The 18,370-nt window shown below is 65.1% G+C and carries 13 protein-coding genes; 6 read left to right on the forward strand and 7 right to left on the reverse strand.

Going from position 1 to position 18,370, the window contains the following annotated elements; translation table 11 throughout:
• Positions 1-165: 165 nt before the first annotated feature.
• Positions 166-1,356 (reverse strand): M20 aminoacylase family protein, encoded by a 1,191-nt coding sequence (locus tag NKG59_RS25355; RefSeq protein WP_253542931.1) that lies wholly within the window; start codon positions 1,354-1,356, stop codon positions 166-168.
• 265 nt (positions 1,357-1,621) lie between these two features.
• Here NKG59_RS25355 and argE point away from each other — a divergent pair, with 265 nt between their 5' ends.
• The gene (gene argE / locus NKG59_RS25360; RefSeq protein ID WP_253542932.1) at positions 1,622-2,818 is read left to right on the forward strand and encodes an acetylornithine deacetylase; all 1,197 of its coding nucleotides are present in this window, start codon (positions 1,622-1,624) and stop codon (positions 2,816-2,818) included.
• A 52-nt stretch (positions 2,819-2,870) separates the two neighbouring features.
• On the opposite strand, the gene NKG59_RS25365 is transcribed toward argE, so the two are convergent.
• The 4 genes from NKG59_RS25365 to ptsP all read right to left on the reverse strand — a co-directional run bounded on the left by NKG59_RS25365 (position 2,871) and on the right by ptsP (position 9,436).
• On the reverse strand, positions 2,871-4,028 hold the full coding sequence (locus NKG59_RS25365; protein ID WP_253542934.1) for an ABC transporter substrate-binding protein: 1,158 nt from the start codon (positions 4,026-4,028) through the stop codon (positions 2,871-2,873).
• Between the two features lie 148 nt (positions 4,029-4,176).
• The gene (locus tag NKG59_RS25370) at positions 4,177-5,892 is read right to left on the reverse strand and encodes a PTS fructose transporter subunit IIC (protein ID WP_253542936.1); all 1,716 of its coding nucleotides are present in this window, start codon (positions 5,890-5,892) and stop codon (positions 4,177-4,179) included.
• Positions 5,893-5,942: 50 nt separating this feature from the next.
• Positions 5,943-6,899 (reverse strand): 1-phosphofructokinase, encoded by a 957-nt coding sequence (gene pfkB / locus NKG59_RS25375; protein ID WP_253542938.1) that lies wholly within the window; start codon positions 6,897-6,899, stop codon positions 5,943-5,945.
• Positions 6,896-9,436: a phosphoenolpyruvate--protein phosphotransferase gene (gene ptsP / locus NKG59_RS25380; protein ID WP_253542946.1), complete on the reverse strand. Its 2,541-nt coding sequence runs from the start codon at positions 9,434-9,436 to the stop codon at positions 6,896-6,898. The genes pfkB and ptsP overlap by 4 nt, the downstream gene beginning before the upstream one ends.
• A 215-nt stretch (positions 9,437-9,651) precedes the next feature.
• Between ptsP and NKG59_RS25385 the strand changes: the two genes are divergently transcribed.
• The 4 genes from NKG59_RS25385 (at position 9,652) to NKG59_RS25400 (ending at position 15,795) form a co-directional block, all read left to right on the forward strand.
• Positions 9,652-10,647 (forward strand): LacI family DNA-binding transcriptional regulator, encoded by a 996-nt coding sequence (locus NKG59_RS25385; protein WP_253542948.1) that lies wholly within the window; start codon positions 9,652-9,654, stop codon positions 10,645-10,647.
• Positions 10,648-10,730: 83 nt separating this feature from the next.
• Positions 10,731-12,827 carry a molybdopterin-containing oxidoreductase family protein gene (locus tag NKG59_RS25390; RefSeq protein WP_253542950.1) on the forward strand — a complete coding sequence of 699 codons (2,097 nt, stop codon included), beginning with the start codon at positions 10,731-10,733 and terminating at the stop codon, positions 12,825-12,827.
• A 10-nt stretch (positions 12,828-12,837) separates the two neighbouring features.
• Entirely contained in the window at positions 12,838-13,935 is a 1,098-nt protein-coding gene (locus NKG59_RS25395) for an aminopeptidase (RefSeq protein WP_253542952.1), read from the forward strand.
• Positions 13,936-14,085: 150 nt separating this feature from the next.
• On the forward strand, positions 14,086-15,795 hold the full coding sequence (locus NKG59_RS25400) for a long-chain fatty acid--CoA ligase (protein ID WP_253542954.1): 1,710 nt from the start codon (positions 14,086-14,088) through the stop codon (positions 15,793-15,795).
• A gap of 77 nt (positions 15,796-15,872) precedes the next feature.
• On the opposite strand, the gene trhA is transcribed toward NKG59_RS25400, so the two are convergent.
• The gene (gene trhA / locus NKG59_RS25405) at positions 15,873-16,490 is read right to left on the reverse strand and encodes a PAQR family membrane homeostasis protein TrhA (protein WP_232041095.1); all 618 of its coding nucleotides are present in this window, start codon (positions 16,488-16,490) and stop codon (positions 15,873-15,875) included.
• 43 nt (positions 16,491-16,533) lie between these two features.
• Here trhA and arfB point away from each other — a divergent pair, with 43 nt between their 5' ends.
• Entirely contained in the window at positions 16,534-16,968 is a 435-nt protein-coding gene (gene arfB, locus NKG59_RS25410) for an alternative ribosome rescue aminoacyl-tRNA hydrolase ArfB (RefSeq protein WP_253542956.1), read from the forward strand.
• A gap of 21 nt (positions 16,969-16,989) precedes the next feature.
• Here arfB and NKG59_RS25415 read toward each other — a convergent pair whose 3' ends face one another.
• Positions 16,990-18,306 (reverse strand): MFS transporter, encoded by a 1,317-nt coding sequence (locus NKG59_RS25415; RefSeq protein WP_253542958.1) that lies wholly within the window; start codon positions 18,304-18,306, stop codon positions 16,990-16,992.
• Between the last annotated feature and the right edge of the window lie 64 nt (positions 18,307-18,370).

The raw sequence follows: 18,370 nt of genomic DNA on the forward strand, positions 1-18,370 counted from the left end.
ATCAACACCCCAGCTCCATCAAAGAGCTGGGGTGTTTGTCTTTGCGCGAACGCTTCGCACACGTCCCGCCTGCAAGGCTCCGCAACACCCCGCAACAACCCCTCCCTCGCACAAAAAACAAAAGGCCCCCCAGCGGAGGCCTCTATTTGCTCGTGAACGGGCTGACTAGTTTCGTGCCAAGAATTTCTCGACTAGGCGAACCCAATATGTCGCACCGAGTGGCAGCAACTCATCATTAAAGTCGTAACTTGGATTGTGCAGCATGCACGGACCTAGACCATGGCCTTGTTCCCGGTGGTCGCCGTCGCCGTTGCCGATGAAGGCGAAGCAGCCGGGCTTCTCGATCAGCATGAACGAGAAATCTTCTGCGCCCATGGTCGGATCGATATTCGCTTCCACATTATCTGCGCCGACGAGCTCTCGCATGACAGCTGCCGCGAACTGCGTTTCATTTTCCGTGTTCACAGTCGGCGGATAGTTGCGGTGGAAGACGAAGTCGATCGTGCAATCGTATGCGGCGGCGATGCCCCTCGAGACTTCTTCCATACGGCGCTCGATCAAGTCGAGGACTTCGGTGGAGAAGGTGCGTACCGTGCCGCCAATCCAGGCTTCGTTCGGGATGATGTTGGTCGCATCGCCGGCATGGAACTGTGTGACGGAGAGGACAGCGGTGTCGATCGGGCGCTTGTTGCGCGTGATGATGCCTTGCAGTGCCGATACCACCTGCGCGCCGACAAACACAGGATCGTTGCCGTTGTGCGGCAGCGCGGCGTGCGCACCCTTTCCCTTGATCGTGATGCGGAACTCGTTGCTCGATGCCATTAGCGCGCCGGCGCGCGTCCCGAATGCACCGACCGGCACGCCCGGCCAGTTGTGCAAGCCGAAGACGGCGTCGCACGGGAATCGATCGAACAGGCCGTCCTTGATCATCTCGCGTGCGCCGCCTCCGCCTTCTTCGGCGGGTTGGAAGATCAGGTTTACGGTGCCGCTGAAATTACGGTGCTTGGACAGGTAATGCGCAGCGCCGAGCAGCATTGCCGTGTGGCCGTCGTGGCCGCACGCGTGCATTTTGCCGTCGTGTTTGGAGCGATGCTCAAACTGGTTGGCCTCGGCGAGCGGTAGTGCGTCCATATCGGCGCGCAGGCCGATGCTCTTGCCCTCACCGTTGCGGATAACGCCGACGAGGCCGGTCTTGCCCAGGCCCCGATGCACTTCGATGCCCCATTCGGCGAGCTTCGCGGCGACCAGGTCGGAGGTGCGCTGTTCTTCGAAGCACAGTTCAGGGTGCGCGTGGATGTCGCGTCGCAGCGCCTGGATCTCGGGCTGCGCGGCTTGGATTTCTGGGATCAGCTTCATGAGATGCTCGTGTTCTGGCTGAAGGTTCGGAATCACGTTCGATCATACGCCGAAGGGCGATTCTCGACCGGCTATCAACCAATTGCTTGATCCGTCCATGCAGTCCCGTATGGATTCTTCACGCGATGGCTCGCGCGCTGCCAATTACAGCCAAAGCCCAGCCGGCCCGAAACGCCTACACTGGAGCCTCGCCAATTGGCCGCGCGCCGCCCGTTGGGCTCCCGCCACGGCTGGCCGAGCGCTACGAGAACGACCCGAACCCATCATGTCTGCCGACCCCATTGCTGCTGCATCGCAACCTTCCGACGAAGTTCTGCAGTTGATTCGCACCCTGGTGGCGTTCGATACGGTAAGCCGCAATTCCAATCTTGGCCTGATCGAATGGGTGCGCGATCGGTTGCGAGCGCAGGGGGCGGACTGTCGACTGACGTATGACGCAACGGGCGCCAAGGCGAACCTGTTTGCGACGCTGTCACCAGGCCGCAAGCCGGGGCTGGTGCTATCAGGGCATACCGATGTGGTGCCCGTCGACGGTCAGTCTTGGGAGTCGAACCCATTCGATGCGCAGATCCGCGATGGTCACCTGTACGGGCGCGGTACGGCCGACATGAAGAGCTTCATTGCCGTGGCGCTCGCGAATGTGCCCGTGTTCATGGCGGCAGAGGGCGATGCCAGCTTTCACCTTTCGCTGTCGTACGACGAAGAGATCGGCTGTGTGGGCGTGCGCAGCCTGCTGCGTGATCTGGAGGCCAGCGGCATTCAGCCTGCGGGGTGCATCGTCGGCGAACCCACGTCGATGCGCGCCATCATTGCGCACAAGGGCAAGCGCGAATATCGATGCTGCGTGCGCGGCAAGGAAGCGCATTCCGCGTTGACGCCGCAGGGCGTGAATGCCATCGAATTTGCGGCGCTGCTGATCGCGCATATTCGCTCGCTGGCCGCGCGTCTGGCGGCGGAAGAGGCACGCGATGCCGCCTTTGTTGTGCCGTACACCACCTTGAACACGGGCACGATCAAGGGCGGCATTGCCACCAACGTGGTGCCGCGCGATTGCGAATTCACCTTTGACTTCCGCTATCTCCCAGGCACAGATCCGGATTGGCTTTTCGGCGAGGTCGAGCGCTATGCGCAACAGACGTTGCTGCCGCAGATGCGCGAGATTTCTGCCGATGCTGAGATCAGCTTCGCCATGAAGGCGAACACGCCGGGCCTGTCGATTGCGCCATCGCACGAGCTGGTGACGCTGGCGCAAGCGTTGGCCGATAGCCGGGGCACGGTCGGCAAGGTCGACTATGGGACGGAAGCGGGACTGTTCTCGCGCGCGGGCATCCCGACTGTGGTGTGCGGTCCGGGCAATATCGAGCAGGCGCACAAGCCGAACGAGTACATCGAACTTGCGCAGATTGCGCAGTGCGAGGCGTTCATGCGGCGGCTCGCGCAGCGGCAGACGCAGCTAGCTTGAGCAAAAAAAACCGGGCACGTGCCCGGTTTCTTCTTTTGTGGGCGATGCGCTTTCAGCGGATCACTTGGCCGTTCGAGTTGATGATCGTCATCTCAACAAACTTGGAGCCCACGTGGTTGGCGGGCGAGAAGTTCACGTTAAAGCCCCCCACGTCGTAGTTGCCCATCGACTCCAGCGCGCCGATGAACTTCTCTCGTGTCAGGTCGCGGCCAGCACGCTTGAGACCTTCAACAAAGACGCGCGCCGCGACGTAGCCCTCGATGCTTCCGTAGTCGAAATCGGTAATGCCATCGGATTTGAGCAGCTTCTGGTAATCGCGCACCACGGGCGATGCACCGCTATACGGATACGGCATCACCTGAGAGATGATTACGCCGCCGCCGGCCTTGCCGAGTGCGTTGGCGAGCGCCTTGGTACCGACAAACGACACGTTGTAGAACTGGCCCGCATAGCCCTGATCTTGTGCGCCCTTCACGAGGGCTGCCACGGTTTGGTACGCACTGATGACAACGACGGCATCGGGCTTCTGCGCGAGCACGGTCGAGATCGCGCCTTTCACGTCGGTGGTGTTACGGACGACGCTGGCTTGAGCGACGAGCGTCACCCCCTGGTTTGCCGGCAGTTTGAGCGCGCGTTGTACGCCGTCGAGGCCCGCCTTGCCGTAGGCGTCGTCGTTATAGACCACGGCAATGCGCTTCAGCCCCGTGGTGTGAATCTGCTGGACGATGGCGGCGGTTTCATCGTTGTAGCTGGCGCGCACGTGGAACACATTGCGTGCGAACGGCTCGCGCAACGCTGCGGCGCCCGAGTACGGCGCAAAGAACGGCACGCCGGCCGGGTTGGCGATCTTCAGCGCTGCCAGGCTCGTAGGCGTACCGACATAGCCGAACAGGGCGAAGACCTTGGTGTCTTCGATGAGGGTCTTGGTGTTGCGGGCAGCCGCATCGGGCTCGTAGAAATCGTCGAGCACTTTCAGCTCGATCTTGCGTCCGTTGACGCCACCCGCCGCGTTGACGGCGTTGAAGTACAACTGAGCGCCGCGGTTCATCTGCTGACCGAGTTGCGCTGCCGGCCCGCTCATCGGTGCCGATTGGCCGACGATGATCGCGTCGTTGGTCACGCCCGTCTCGGCGCTCGCGCCGCTTGACGCCATCCCGATGATGCCCGCTGTGAACAAGGCCATCAGCCCGGTGATTCTGCGAGATTGCATTGCTCTCCCCCGAGAGTTGATTTGCCCGGCATCATAGCTAAACGGGCTGGGGAGGCAAACAGAATCGGGCGGGCAGCGTCGCTTTTGAGCGTTTTTGAGACAAAGAAGGCGCGCGATGTGCGCGGCGTCCTTCACACGAGGCGCCGTTTCAGGCGGCTTCAGTCACCCGGCGCTTCATCACTGCAAGCAGCACGGCGGTAACAACGGTGCCGGCCACCAACGCCACCACATAGCCGCCCAGGTGCGTCACCGCGTTTGGGATCGGCAGCACAAATGCCCCGCCGTGCGGCACGCGCAATTCCACTCCGAACAGCATCGATAGGGCGCCCGCACAGGCTGATCCCACCACGAGCGCTGGAATCACGCGGAATGGGTCCCGGGCCGCATACGGGATCGCCCCCTCACTGATGAAGGCGAGGCCGAGCACGGCGGTGGCCCTTGCCGCCTGGCGTTCGTCTCGGGTGAAGCGCGACGGGAAGAGCCATGCCGCCAGAGCGATGCCCAGCGGTGGCGTCATGCCCGCGGCCATGGTGGCAGCCATCGGCGTGTAGACCTGTGCGCCGATCAGCCCGGTGCTGAAGGCATATGCAGCCTTGTTGATGGGGCCACCCATGTCAAAGGCCATCATGCCGCCCAGCAGTGCGCCCAGCGGTACCGCGTTGGCGCCTTGCATGCCGCGCAGCCAGGTCGTGAGGGAGGCGAGCAACGCGGCAACCGGCGCGCCGACCACATACAGCATCACCAGGCCGGTCAGCAGGCAGCCCAGCACCGGCAGGATCAGCACCGGTTTCAGCCCTTCCAGATTGCGCGGCAACTTCAGCCAACGGTTGAGCGCCTCGGTGCCATAGCCGGCGACGAACCCGGCCACGATGCCGCCAAGAAACCCCGCCCCAAGGCTGGCGGCCAGCATGCCGCCGACCATCCCAGGGGCAATACCCGGCCGGCTGGCGATCGAATAGGCGATGTATCCGGCAAGCACCGGCACCATCAAGGCAAACGCTGACTTGGCACCGATCTGGAACAGCACGCCGCCCAGCGTGTGGCTGGCCGACGGGTCCGTCACGTAGATGCCGCCCAGGGCAAACGCTAGCGCGATGAGAATGCCCCCCGCCACCACGAAGGGCAGCATGAACGACACACCCGTCATCAGGTGCTTGTACGGGCCGGTGCGCTGCTGTTCGGCAGCGGCAGCCGCGGTGCTCCCTGACTGCGCCGTCCCGGGATTGTCTACCGACGCCTCATCGAAGGCACGACGGATCAGTGCCTGCCCATCGTGAATGGCGGCCTTGGTGCCGGCGCGGAAGACGCGCTTGCCGGCAAAGCGAGACAGGTCTACCTGCGTGTCGGCTGCGATCAGCACGAGATCCGCGCTGGCGATGGCATCGGCCGACAGCGTGTTCTGTGCGCCCACCGAGCCCTGCGTTTCCACGTGGATCGTGTGACCGAGCGCGCCGGCGGCCTGCGTGAGAGCCTCCGCTGCCATGAAGGTGTGGGCGATGCCAGTCGGGCACGATGTGATGGCGACGATGCGTTGGGCTTGCACGCCGGCTTTCGGAAGGGGTGGGGCGTTGTGCATCATGCGGGCCAGCACGGCCCGGGCGTCCGCCAGCACTTCGTCCAGCGTGACTTCAAACGTGCGCGGATTGGCGTGGCGAGCCGCCGCGTCGGGCGAGAGGCCGGCCCAGACGACGGCCTCGGCGGTAGTCAGCGCCGCCGTGTCGACGACCGACGCGGTGTCCGGGCCGCGCACGTCCACGTCGAGCTTGTAGCCCGATTCGCGCGCTGCATGGCGCAGGGCCGCACCGGCGAGCATCGCGCGGGTGGTGCGTCCATCCGCACCGAGAATTGCCAGCAGGTTTGCCATGATCGGCTCCTTGAATGCGTTGAGCGTGTGGCGATGCGATGTACGCGGCGTCAGGCCACGCGCTGCATCTGGACGGCGGCCGCGCGTTCGCGTACCTGCCCCGGGGCAGGGAGGTGCGGGCCCAGGCGCTGCAACTTGCATGCGGCAAAGGCCACCGAAAGGCGCACGGTCTCTTCCATGCCTGCACCGGCATGCCAGCCGGCCAGCACGCCGGCCACCATGGCGTCACCCGCGCCGACGGTGCTGGCGGTGCGTACCGGCGGGAGGCTCGCTTGCCACGTGCCTTCCGCTGTGACGAACAACGCACCGTCCTCGCCCAGTGAAACGATGACCTGCGCCACGCCACGCGCGTGGATGGCGCGTGCCACGTCCACCGTTTCAGCCAGCGTGGGCAGCGATGTACCGGCCCACAGTTCCAGTTCGTGCCGGTTTGGCTTGATGGCCGTCGGCAGGGCATCGCGCGGGGCCGCCAGCACCTGCGCCAGCGGGGCGCCGCTGGTATCGAGCAAGGTGGGGACACCGCGGCGGTTCAGCCGCGCCAGCAATCTCACGTAGCTATCGGGCTGCAAGCCCCCGGCAAGGCTGCCGCACAGCGCCGCACCCGCAATGTCGGCGAACGCGTCGATGCGGTCGCACAGCGCGTCGAACTCTGCGGACGTGGCGTCAATGCCTGGCAGATTGATGTCGGTGGTCTGCCCGTCTGCCTGGTCGCTGATCTTGATGTTCGTGCGATTGGTGCCGGGCACGCGGTAGAAGCCATCAAGCACGCCCTTGCGCGCAAACAGCGCTTCGAACAATTCGGCATTGGCGTCGCCGAGGAGGCCCGTGGCGATCACCGGTACCTGCCAATCGGCCAGACAAGCGGCAACGTTGACGCCCTTGCCACCGGCCTGTTGCGTAACGCTGCGGCCGATGTTGACGCGGCCGCGTTCGAGGCGCTCCAGACCGATGGTCATGTCGATGGCCGGGTTGAGCGTAACGGTGACGACGCGCGGCTGCCTGCTCATGCGGCCATCTCCTTGCCACCGGCTTGCATCGGCAACGTGGTTTCCAGGGCGCGCACTTCCTGAGCGGAAGCACAGGCCAACGCCCGTTCGGCGAGCTGCGACAGCGCGCGGATGTGCGCCTCGCGCAGCCGCGCCTTGACCGGCGCAATATCGCGCGGGCTCATCGACAGTTCATGCACGCCAAGCCCCGTGAGCAGCAGTGCGCCGAACGGGTCTCCCGCCAAGCCGCCACATACGCCGACCCAGCGCCCGTGGCGTGCGGCGCCTTGCACGGTCTGCTGGATCAGGCGCAGCACCGTCGGGTGCAGGCTATCGGCCTCGGCCGCCAGGTCAGGATGCTGGCGATCGATCGCCAGCGTGTATTGCGTGAGGTCGTTCGTTCCGATGGAGAAGAAGTCGACATGCTCGGCCAGGCGATCGGCCAGCAGCGCGGCGGCTGGCACCTCCACCATGATGCCCAGCGGCACCGTGGGCGCGTCGAGTTCAGCGCGAATGCGCTCGCATGCAGCGCGCAGTGACGTCACTTCCTCCAACGAGGTGATCATCGGGAACATGATCGACAGGGCACTCGCCTCGCCAGCATCGCGGGCGGCGCGATAGAGCGCTCGCAGTTGCGGCTCCATGAGGTCGGGCCGGCGCAGCAGCAGGCGCGCACCGCGCACACCGAGGAACGGGTTGTCTTCTGTCGGCAGGTTCAGATGCGGGACTTGCTTGTCGCCGCCGATGTCCAGCGTGCGCACGATCAGCGGGCGGCCGCCGAGGGCGTTGAGCATATCGGCGTAGACGGCGTATTGCGTGTCTTCGTCGGGCGTGTGATCGCGTTCGAGGAACAGGAATTCGGTGCGCATCAGGCCAATGCTTTCCGCGCCGAGCGTGAGCGCTTCGACCGCCTGCGCGGGCAGGTTGACGTTGGCGGCGATCTCCACCGTGTGGCCGTCACGTGTGCGGGCGGGCAAGCCGCGCTCTGCCTGCTCACGCTGCGCGCGGGCGGCGTCTTCCTGCAGCCAGGCACGGGCGCTGGCGATGCTCGCGGCATCGGGATCCAGCACCAGACGGCCACCGGTGCCGTCGATGATGGCCTGCGTGCCCGTTGCCACATCGAGCACGGCAGGGCCGGCAGCGACAACGGCCGGGATGCCCAGCGTGCGCGTCAGGATGGCCGTGTGCGAGGTCGGGCCGCCTTGCGCAGTGACGATGCCGATGATGCGTCGCGTATCGAGTGCCGCCGTATCCGAAGGCGACAGATCTGCCGCAACCAGAATGCACGGCGTATCCGGCAGCGTTTGCGCTGCACTGCGCAGCGACGGATCGATATGGCCGAGCACGCGCCGCCCCACGTCGCGCAAATCCGCGGCGCGCGCCGCCAGCAGAGGGTTGCCGAGCGCGCCCAGCCGCTCGGCCAAGCGTTCGACGGCCTGATGCCAGGACCACGCCACGCCGTGGCCTTCGACCATGGCCTGGCACGTCAGCGTCATGAGATCGGTATCGCCCAGCAGTTCGGCCTGGGCCTTGAAGATGCCCGCTTCCGCTTCGCCCAGGCGGGCGGCGGTGTCGCGTGCCAGGGCTTCCAGCTCCGCGCGTGTGCTGGCCAGCGCCTGATCGAGCAGATCGCCGCCGGTGGTCAGTGCGACAGGGTGATCAGGCACGGTCGACGCGCCGTGCTGGAGCACGTGGATGGGGCCGATCGCCAGCCCGGGACTTGCCGCAATGCCGCCGATGGCGGGCAACGCCGCATCGGCTTGCCACCCGCGCGCGTTCTGGCGCGTGCGTGCTGCTTGCGTGTCACGTGCCGCCTGGGCGCGTTCCTGCGCCGTCAGGCCTCGAATGGTTTGCTGGAGGGCGTCGAGCGCGGCACCGGCGTCGGGGCCTTCCGCAGAGAGCGTGAGCTTGGCGCCAACCGCAAGCCCCAGTTGCAGCAACGCCACCAGGTTCTTTGCGTCGGCGGTTTCGTCGCCATGACGCACTTGCACGCGCGCGGCAAAGCGGCGGGCGGCTTCCACCCACTGCGCGGCCGGGCGGGCGTGCAGGCCACTCGGGTATTCCAGTGTCAAGGTGCGCTGCTCGGCGAGGTCGGCGCCGGGCGTGCTGGTGGCGGGCGCGGGTGCGTCGCTAGCGAGCGCGGCGACAAGCTCTTCGGCGTTCTGCGTGGTGAAGAGCTGCCGCAGGCGCGTGTCGTCATTCAGCAGCCGCGTCAGCCGGCGCAGCAAGGTGATGTGCTCGTCCGACTGCGCGGCGATGGCAAACACCAGGTGCGTGGTCTGCCCCGGGTGCCATTCCAGCCCCTCGGGAAACTGCAGCACCGCAATGCCCGTCTGGCGGATCAGGTGGCGGTCCTCGCCCATGCCGTGCGGAATGGCGACGCCGTGACCGAGGAACGTGTTGGCCACGGTCTCTCGGCGCAGCAGGCTGTCGATATAGGCGGGGTCGATGCAGCCGGCGTCGGCCAGCAATTGGCCGGCGGCGCGGATGGCGCTTTCCTTGTCGGTGGCGCGTTGTTGCAGGCGGATGCGTTCGGCGCAGATCAGGGCGGAAGCCATGCGGCGGGGTCTCCTGCGGCTGCCGTGCTCCAAGGCCCGGCATGCGTGTCGTCGATGATCGCGAATTGAAATCGATTACAGTGCGAGTGTCAATGTGCGGCGCGACACAAAGTGACGGCTATTCCAACATTTACGGGGTTTCCCTAGGCGGTTGGAACATTGGAGGCAAGGCGGTCATTCGCTATGATGACGCATTCTTTGGAAACGATTTCAATATGACGGTTCGAATCAAGGACGTAGCGGCGGCAGCGGGGGTGTCGGTGGCAACGGTGTCACGCGCGCTCGCCGGCGGCCCCGTGAGCGCAGAACTGCGCCGGCGCGTCGATGCGGCGGTGGCAGCGTCCGGGTATCGGCCGAACCTGTCGGCGCGGCGGCTGCGCTCGCAGCAGGCGCAGACCGTCGGGCTGATCGTGTCCGACATCCGCAACCCGTTCTTCACCAGCGTCAGCCGGGCGGTGGAAGACGCGGCCTACGCCGCCGGCCTGCGCGTCATCCTTTGCAATTCCGACGAAGACCCTGAGAAGGAGGCGATGTACCTGCGTCTGATGGAAGAGGAGCGCGTGACCGGCGTGATCCTCTCGCCGACGCGCGGCATTGCCGAAGCGCAGCAACCGGTGCATCTCGGCTACCCCGTCGTGCTGATCGACCGTGCGGGCCCGGCCTGCGGGACCGATGCTGTGGTGCTCGACAACCAGCAGGCCGCGCAAGCGCTGGCTGAGCATCTCGCTGCGCAAGGCTACCGGCGTATCGGCGGCTTGTTCGGGCGGACAAGTAGCACGGGCGCTGAACGCCAGGCGGGATTTGCGACGGCGCTGGCGCGCCACGGCATGACGCTGGAGGCACGCTTCATCCTGCCCACTGCCGAGGCGGCGGAGGCCGAGACGCTGGCATGGCTGTCCGGCGCAGAACGTGAGCGGCCCGACGCGCTGGTTGCGAGTAACGCGCAATCGCTGCTTGGCGTGCTGCGTGCGTTGCGCAAGCTTTCGCTGGACGTGCCTCGCGACATCGCCGTGGCGGGCTTTGACAACGAGCCTTGGACGGAACTCGCCGGCCCGGGCATCACCGTGATCGAACAGCCGGTGTATGACATCGGCCGCATGGCCATGGCAATGCTGCAGGATCGCCTCGCGCAGCCCGCCCTGCCGACGCGTCGCGTGCTGCTCACGGGGCGACTCGTCACGCGCGGCTCCACACCGCTGCGAAGCCCCTAGCAGGCGATTACAATTTCCGGATACCTGCGGCTGGGCGATGACACCGACATGCGCCAGCCGCCACCCAATCCGGAGCCCCCTTGATGTCCACCCAAGTCATCCGTGCCGCCTGCCCGCACGACTGCCCCGACACCTGCGCCTTGCTCGTCACCGTCGAGGACGGCCGCGCCACCCGCGTGCAGGGCGATCCGGACCACCCGACGACGGCTGGCGTGCTGTGCACCAAGGTCAATCGATATGCAGAGCGCACGTACCACCCGAACCGCCTGCTGACGCCAATGAAGCGCGTGGGCGCCAAGGGCGAGGGCAAGTTCGAATCGATTTCGTGGGACGAAGCCATCGACACCATCGCCACGCGCCTGGGCGACATTGCGGCGCGCAATCCGGAGGCCATCCTTCCGTACAGCTATGCCGGCACGATGGGCCTGGTGCAGGGCGAGAGCATGGCCGCGCGCTTCTTCCATAAGCTCGGGGCATCGCTGCTCGATCGCACGATCTGCGCATCGGCCGGCGCGACGGCGCTGCGCTACACATATGGCGCGAGCCTCGGCATGGACATCGAGCACGTGCAGGACGCCAAGCTGATCCTGATCTGGGGCGCCAATCCGATCGCGTCGAACCTGCATTTCTGGACACGCGCGCAGGAAGCCAAACGGCGCGGCGCCACACTCGTCGCCATCGACCCGTATCGTTCGCTGACGGCCGAGAAGTGCCATCGCCATCTGGCGGTGCGCCCCGGTACCGATGCGGCGCTGGCGCTGGCGATGATCCACGTGTTGATCCGTGATGACCTGCTCGACCACGAGTACATCGCCAACCATACGCTGGGCTTCGATGCGCTGCGTGAGCGCGCGCAGCAATACACGCCGGAATATGCGGCCACGCTGTGCGGGGTGGACGCGGCGGATATCGAGTGGCTCGCCACGCTGTACGGCACGACCGTCGTGCGTGACAAGCAGCCGGCGGCCATTCGCCTGAATTACGGCATGCAGCGCGCACATGGCGGCGGGCAGGGCGTGCGCGCGGTCGCATGCCTGCCGTCGCTGGTGGGCGCGTGGCGCGATGCGGCGGGCGGCCTGCAACTGTCGACGTCCGGTTTCTTCCCCATCGACAATGCGAAGCTGCAGCGCCCTGACTTGCTGCCGACGTGGCCCCGCATGCCGCGCACGATCAACATGAGCACCATCGGCGATGCGCTGCTGCATGCGGGCGATGCGTCGTTCGGGCCGAAGGTCGAGGCGGTGGTCGTCTACAACAGCAACCCCGTGGCGGTGGCGCCGGACTCGCGCAAGGTCGCCGCCGGATTTGCACGCGAAGATCTCTTCACCGTGGTGCTGGAGCATTTCCAGACCGACACGGCCGACTACGCCGACATCCTGCTGCCCGCGACCACGCAGCTCGAACACGTCGATGTGCACAAGGCTTATGGCCACACCTACGTGCTGGCCAACAACGCTGCCATTGCGCCCATGGGCCAGTCGCTGCCGAACACGGAGATCTTCCGCCGTATTGCGCAGCGCATGGGCCTGACGGATGCATGCTTTGGCGATTCCGACGACGACATCGCCGCCCAGGCCGTGCGCCGTGACGACCCGGCCGCCGCGCACATCGACTGGGCCACGCTCAAGCGTGAGGGTTGGCAGAAGCTGGCGCACCCGGCCGCGCCGCTGGCACGTGGTGGCTATCGCACGCCATCTGGCCGCTGCGAGTTCTATTCCGAAGAGATGGCCAAAGACGGGCTCGACCCGCTGCCCGGCTATGTGCCGCCGCATGAGTCGGCGATCAGCACGCCAGAGCTGGCCAAGCGGTATCCGCTGTCGATGATCTCGCCTCCGGCGCGCAATTTCCTGAACTCCACTTTCGTCAACGTCGACAGCCTGCGCAACACCGAAGGCGAGCCGCATCTCGACATCCATCCCGACGATGCGAATGCGCGCGGCGTTGTCGATGGCGAACTGGTTCGCATCTTCAACGATCGCGGCACCATGCAGGCGCGCGCCCGCGTGACAGACCGCGCGCGGCGTGGCGTGGTCGTCGGCCTGTCGATCTGGTGGAAGAAGCTCGCGCCCGATGGCACCAACGCGAACGAGCTGACCAGCCAGCGGCTGACCGACATGGGGCGTGCGCCTACCTTCTATGATTGCCTGGTCGAGGTCGCGCCGTTGGCACAGGCCGCCTGACGGGGCCATCATGCGTGCCGTACGCGCGCTGTGTCTTGCGCTGTCGCTAGCCGGTTCGGCGTTGCTGGCCGGCTGCGACACGGTCGGCTATTACTATCAGTCGGTCAGCGGACACCTCTCGCTGATGGCGCAGCGCGAGTCGATCGACCAGGCCATCGACAACGCGCGACAGGCCCACAACGACAAGCTCGCCAAGCGCCTGGAAGATGCGCGCAGCATTCGCATCTATGCCTCGCGCGAGCTGGGCCTGCCCGACAACGGCAGCTATCGCGTCTACGCCAATCTCAAGCGCCCCTTTGCGGTGTGGAACGTATTTGCCGCCCCCGAGCTGTCGGTCAAGCTCAAGGAATGGTGTTTCCTCGTCGTCGGCTGCGTGACCTATCGCGGGTATTACGACCGCAACGCCGCCATGGCCTACGCCGATACCTTGCGCGCCCAAGGCCTGGACGTCGATGTGGCCGGCATTCCTGCGTATTCCACACTGGGTTATTTCGACGACCCGCTGCTCAACACCTTCGTCGGCCTGCCCGAGGGCGAGCTGGCGCGGCTGATTTTTCATGAGCTGGCGCATCAGGTCGTCTACGCAAAGGGCGATACGGCGTTCAACGAATCGTTTGCCACCACGGTGGAAACCATTGGCGTCGAACGCTGGCTGGCCGATGCTGCCACGCCGGAAATTCGCGCGGAATACGCCACGTACGACGCCCGGCGCGTACAATTCCGCGCCCTGCTGCTGGCGTACCGCAACCGGCTCGAGGCGCTGTATGCGAGCCCCGTCTCGGACGACGAGAAGCGCTCCGGAAAACGCGCCATCTTCGCGAGCCTGCAGGCCGATTACGCCAAGCTCAAAGCAAGCTGGGGCGGTTATACCGGTTACGACCGCTGGTTTGCGCAGCCGCTGTCGAACGCGCATCTGGGGGCAGTCGCGAGCTACCTGGAATGGGTGCCGGCGTTCACGGCGCTATACCACCGCGACGGTGGCGACTGGGCGCGCTTCTATGCCGACGTCAAAGCCATGGCGAGCGAATCGAAACAACAGCGCGAGGTAGCACTGCGGGTGCTCGCGCCTGCGGCGATGGCCAAGTCGGAGGGCATCACGCAAAAGTGATGCCAAGATCGTTTTCCGCACCAGTTTCAAGCAGCCTAGACCGGCTGAGGGAACTGTCTAAGTTATTGTTTTGACACAGACATCCGCGTAGGATGCCGAAAAAAACGAACGACCATTCGAAAAAATCGACAATCGCCAGGAGACACACCCATGGATAAGCCGTGGCTGAAGCAGTACCCCGCTGGGGTGCCGGCCGAGATCGATGCATCGCAGTATCGATCGCTGGCCCATCTGCTTGAGGATTCTTTCCAGAAGAACCGCAACCGCCGTGCATTTGAATGCATGGGCAAGGTGCTGACCTACGGCGAGCTGGATACGCTTTCGCGCCAACTGGCGGCGTGGCTGCAATCGCGCGGTCTGGCACCGGGCGCGCGCGTCGCGCTGATGATGCCGAACGTGCTGCAGTACCCGGTGGCGCTGGCCGCCGTGCTGCGCGCCGGTTATGTGGTCGTCAACGTCAATCCGCTCTATACCCCGCGCGAACTGGAACACCAGCTCAAGGACAGCGGCGCGGAAGCCATCATCATCCTGGAGAACTTCGCGACGACGCTGCAGCAGGTGCTGCCCAATACACCGATCAAGCACATCGTGGTGGCCAGCATGGGCGACATGCTTGGCGGGCTCAAGGGCATGCTGGTCAATTTCGTCGTGCGCAGCGTCAAGAAGATGGTGCCGGCGTGGGAACTGCCCAGCTGCATCCGCTTCAACACCGCGCTGCAAGAGGGCGCCAAGCAGACGCTCAAGCCCACCTCCGTGGGCCCCGACGACGTGGCCTTCCTGCAATACACGGGTGGGACGACCGGCGTATCGAAGGGCGCGACGCTGCTGCATCGGAACATCGTCGCCAACGTGCTCCAGTCCGAAGCCTGGATGAACCCGGCGCTCACCAAGCCCGGCCGCGACGGCCGCATGCTGGCCGCCGACGAAGAGATCATCACCATCACCGCGCTGCCGCTGTATCACATCTTTGCGCTGACGGTGTGCTGCCTGCTGTCGATGCGCAAGGGCGGGCTGGCGGTGTTGATTCCGAACCCGCGCGACATCCCCGGCTTCATCAAGGTGCTCAAGCAGTATCGCTTCCACATGTTCCCAGCCGTGAACACGCTGTACAACGCGCTGCTGAACAACCCCGAGTTCAAGGACGTCGATTGCTCCAACCTGCGCGTGGCCAACGGCGGCGGCATGGCGGTGCAGGAAGCGGTCGCCAAGAAGTGGCTCGAAGTGACTGGCTGCCCGATCATCGAAGGCTATGGCCTGTCGGAAACCTCGCCGTCGGCCATCTGCAACCCGACCGATACCGACAAATTTTCGGGCACCGTCGGCCTGCCGATTCCGGGCACTGAAATCGCCATTCGCGACGACGAAGGCCGCGATCAGCCGATCGGCCAGCCGGGCGAAATCTGCATCCGTGGCCCGCAAGTCATGGCAGGTTATTGGAAGCGTCCGGACGAGACCGCCAAGGTCATGTATGCCGACGGCTTCTTCAAGACCGGCGACGTGGGCGTGATGGACGAGCGCGGCTACACCAAGATCGTCGATCGCAAGAAGGACATGATCCTGGTGTCGGGCTTCAACGTGTACCCGAATGAGATCGAAGGCGTGGTGGCGATGTGCCCGGGCGTGCTGGAAGTGGCCGCCGTGGGCGTGCCCGACGTGCATTCCGGCGAAGTGGTGAAGCTGTTCGTGGTGCGTCGCGATCCGACGCTCACGGAGCAGAAGCTGCAGGAGTTCTGTAAGGAACAGCTCACCGGCTACAAGCGCCCGAAGTTCATCGAGTTCCGCAATGAACTGCCGAAGACCAACGTCGGCAAGATCCTGCGCCGCGAACTGCGCGACGAGGCGATGAAAAAGCGTGCCTGAGTCTGCGTAGCCGCAAAGAAAAAGCCGCGATTCGTCGCGGCTTTTTCTTTGGTCCGGTACTAGGAAGGCGGGGCCGGTCAGCCCACGTATAGGAGGATGCTGACGAACTGACAAGCGCTGCCTGCCAGCACAAACAGATGCCAGATGCCGTGGAAGTGCCGCACCTTCTCGTCAAAGAGAAAGAAGCCGATGCCCGTTGTATAAAGCGCGCCACCCGCTACCAGCCACCACAGGCCCGGCGCAGGCAACGCGGCCGCCAGTGGCCCCATGGCAATCAGCACCAGCCAGCCCATCACCACGTAAATCAGCAGTGAGAACAGGCGCGTGCGGTGGCCGATCCAGAGTTCCTGTGCAATCCCGATGGCTGCCAGCGCCCAGTTGATGCCGAACAGCGCCCAGCCCCAGGGGCCGCGCAGCGTCACTAGCGCAAACGGTGTGTAGCTACCGGCGATCAACAGGTAGATGGCGCAATAGTCCAGGCGCTGGAAGATGCTTTTGGCGGGGCCGCGCAGGCTGTGATACAGCGTGGAAATTGTGTAGAGCAGGACGAGCGTGGTGCCGTACACCACGGAGCTGACGACCTTCCACGCGTCGTGGTGCAGTGCGGACGACGTTACCAGAACGGCCATGCCCCCGGCGGCAAGGATGGCTCCGGCCAAGTGGCTGAAGCCGTTGAAACGTTCTCCGCGATACATGCGCTGATCTCCAGAAAAACCCGGTTCTTCCTACAATGCCCCAATGCCCGGCACCGATCTCAAAATCTCTCCCCAATTGTCCATTCCGGAGTCCGAGCTGGTCGAGCGCTTTGTGCGCGCAAGCGGAGCGGGGGGGCAAAACATCAACAAGGTATCGACGGCGGTGGAGTTGCGCTTTGACATCGCCCAATCGCCGTCGTTGCCGGAGGCATTGCGGGCTCGCCTGTTGGGAAAGCGCGACCGGCGCTTGACCGATGAAGGCGTGATTGTGATTGATGCGCAACGGTTTCGCACGCAGGACCGCAATCGCCAGGACGCCCGTGAACGTCTGGCCGCATTCATTGCGACGGGGCTTTCGGTGCCGAAGTCGCGCATCGCCACCAAGCCTACGCGCGCTTCCAAGACGCGCCGTCTGGAAGGCAAGCGCGCGCGTGGCGACGTCAAGCGTGGTCGCTCGGGCCGCCACTCGTGGGATTAAGCGCGTTGCTATGCGGGGTCCTTACATCAGCCGGGTATCGCGCGTCTCGCGCATGCACAGCACGCCGATCAGGCTGACTACCGCGGCGGCCGACACATACATGCCTACCCAGCGCAGGCCGCCTTGCTCGGCCAGCTTCTGCGCGATATACGGCGCAATCGACGCGCCGAGAATGCCGCCGAGGTTGTACGACACGCCGGCGCCTGTGTAGCGCACGTTGGTCGGAAACAGTTCTGGCAGCAGCGCGCCCATCGGCGCGAAGGTCACGCCCATCAGGAACAGCTCGATGATGAGGAACAGCGCCACCAGCGGCGTCTGCCCACTACCGAGCAGTGGCGCCATCGTAAAGCCCGACAGGATGGCCGCGATGATGCCGACGATCAGCACCGGCCTGCGCCCGAAGCGGTCCGACGCCCACGCCGACAGCGGCGTCGCCAGCCCCATGAACACCACCGCCAGGCACAGCAGCCCCAGGAAGCTCGGGCGCGAGAAATGCAGCGTGCCCACGCCGTACGACAGCGAGAACACCGTCGAGATATAGAACAGCGTGTAGCAGACCACCATGGCCAGTGCGCCCAGCAGCGTGGGCCACCAGTGGTGCGCCAGCAGCGTGGCGACCGGCACCTTCACGCGCTCCTGCCGGTCGATGGCGGCTTGGAAGGCCGGGGTCTCGGCGATCTTCAATCGCACATACAGGCCCAGCGCCACGAGCACTGCGCTGACCAGGAACGGCACGCGCCAGCCCCAACTGCGGAACTGCTCGTCCGACAGTGCGATCGCCAGCCCGAAGAAGAGGCCGTTCGATGCCAGGAAACCGACCGACGGGCCGAGCTGAGGAAACATGCCGAACCAGGCGCGTTTGCCGGCCGGTGCATTCTCAGTTGCCAGCAGCGCCGCGCCGCCCCATTCACCGCCCAGGCCAATGCCCTGGCCAAAGCGCAGCACACACAGCAGGATCGGTGCAAGGGTGCCGATGCTGTCGTACCCCGGCACCAGCCCGATCAGCGTGGTCGAAATGCCCATCACCAGCAGCGACGCCACCAGCGTCGACTTGCGCCCGATGCGATCGCCAAAGTGGCCGAACAGGAACGAGCCGATGGGCCGCGCAATAAAGGCGATGCCGAATGTGACGAACGCCGACAGCGCTTGTGCGGCGGCAGAGCCATGCGGAAAGAACACCGGCCCAATGACCAGTGCCGCGGCTGTCGCGTAGACATAGAAATCGTAGAACTCGATGGCCGTGCCGATGAAGCTCGCAAAGACGATGCGCGAGCGGCTGGCGTCGGCGGCCGCGCCGGGGGCGGCGGGCGCCATGGTTGGAGATGTCGAAGAGGACATGCGGGTCTCCGGTTAGGTTGGCGTTGTTGTCGTTATGAAGTGCCGCTCGTTGTCGTGCCGATGT

This window comes from Ralstonia chuxiongensis (genome assembly GCF_024158925.1).
Taxonomy (GTDB): domain Bacteria; phylum Pseudomonadota; class Gammaproteobacteria; order Burkholderiales; family Burkholderiaceae; genus Ralstonia; species Ralstonia chuxiongensis.

Excerpts from the sequence above, each read along its gene's own strand:
- trhA (WP_232041095.1), bottom strand. The coding sequence starts at position 16,490 with ATGTATCGCGGAGAACGTTTCAACGGCTTCAGCCACTTGGCCGGAGCC.
- NKG59_RS25365 (WP_253542934.1), bottom strand. The coding sequence starts at position 4,028 with ATGCAATCTCGCAGAATCACCGGGCTGATGGCCTTGTTCACAGCGGGC.
- NKG59_RS25385 (WP_253542948.1), top strand. The coding sequence starts at position 9,652 with ATGACGGTTCGAATCAAGGACGTAGCGGCGGCAGCGGGGGTGTCGGTG.
- NKG59_RS25400 (WP_253542954.1), top strand. The coding sequence starts at position 14,086 with ATGGATAAGCCGTGGCTGAAGCAGTACCCCGCTGGGGTGCCGGCCGAG.
- arfB (WP_253542956.1), top strand. The coding sequence starts at position 16,534 with ATGCCCGGCACCGATCTCAAAATCTCTCCCCAATTGTCCATTCCGGAG.
- argE (WP_253542932.1), top strand. The coding sequence starts at position 1,622 with ATGTCTGCCGACCCCATTGCTGCTGCATCGCAACCTTCCGACGAAGTT.
- pfkB (WP_253542938.1), bottom strand. The coding sequence starts at position 6,899 with ATGAGCAGGCAGCCGCGCGTCGTCACCGTTACGCTCAACCCGGCCATC.
- NKG59_RS25395 (WP_253542952.1), top strand. The coding sequence starts at position 12,838 with ATGCGTGCCGTACGCGCGCTGTGTCTTGCGCTGTCGCTAGCCGGTTCG.
- NKG59_RS25355 (WP_253542931.1), bottom strand. The coding sequence starts at position 1,356 with ATGAAGCTGATCCCAGAAATCCAAGCCGCGCAGCCCGAGATCCAGGCG.
- NKG59_RS25390 (WP_253542950.1), top strand. The coding sequence starts at position 10,731 with ATGTCCACCCAAGTCATCCGTGCCGCCTGCCCGCACGACTGCCCCGAC.
- NKG59_RS25370 (WP_253542936.1), bottom strand. The coding sequence starts at position 5,892 with ATGGCAAACCTGCTGGCAATTCTCGGTGCGGATGGACGCACCACCCGC.
- ptsP (WP_253542946.1), bottom strand. The coding sequence starts at position 9,436 with ATGGCTTCCGCCCTGATCTGCGCCGAACGCATCCGCCTGCAACAACGC.
- NKG59_RS25415 (WP_253542958.1), bottom strand. The coding sequence starts at position 18,306 with ATGTCCTCTTCGACATCTCCAACCATGGCGCCCGCCGCCCCCGGCGCG.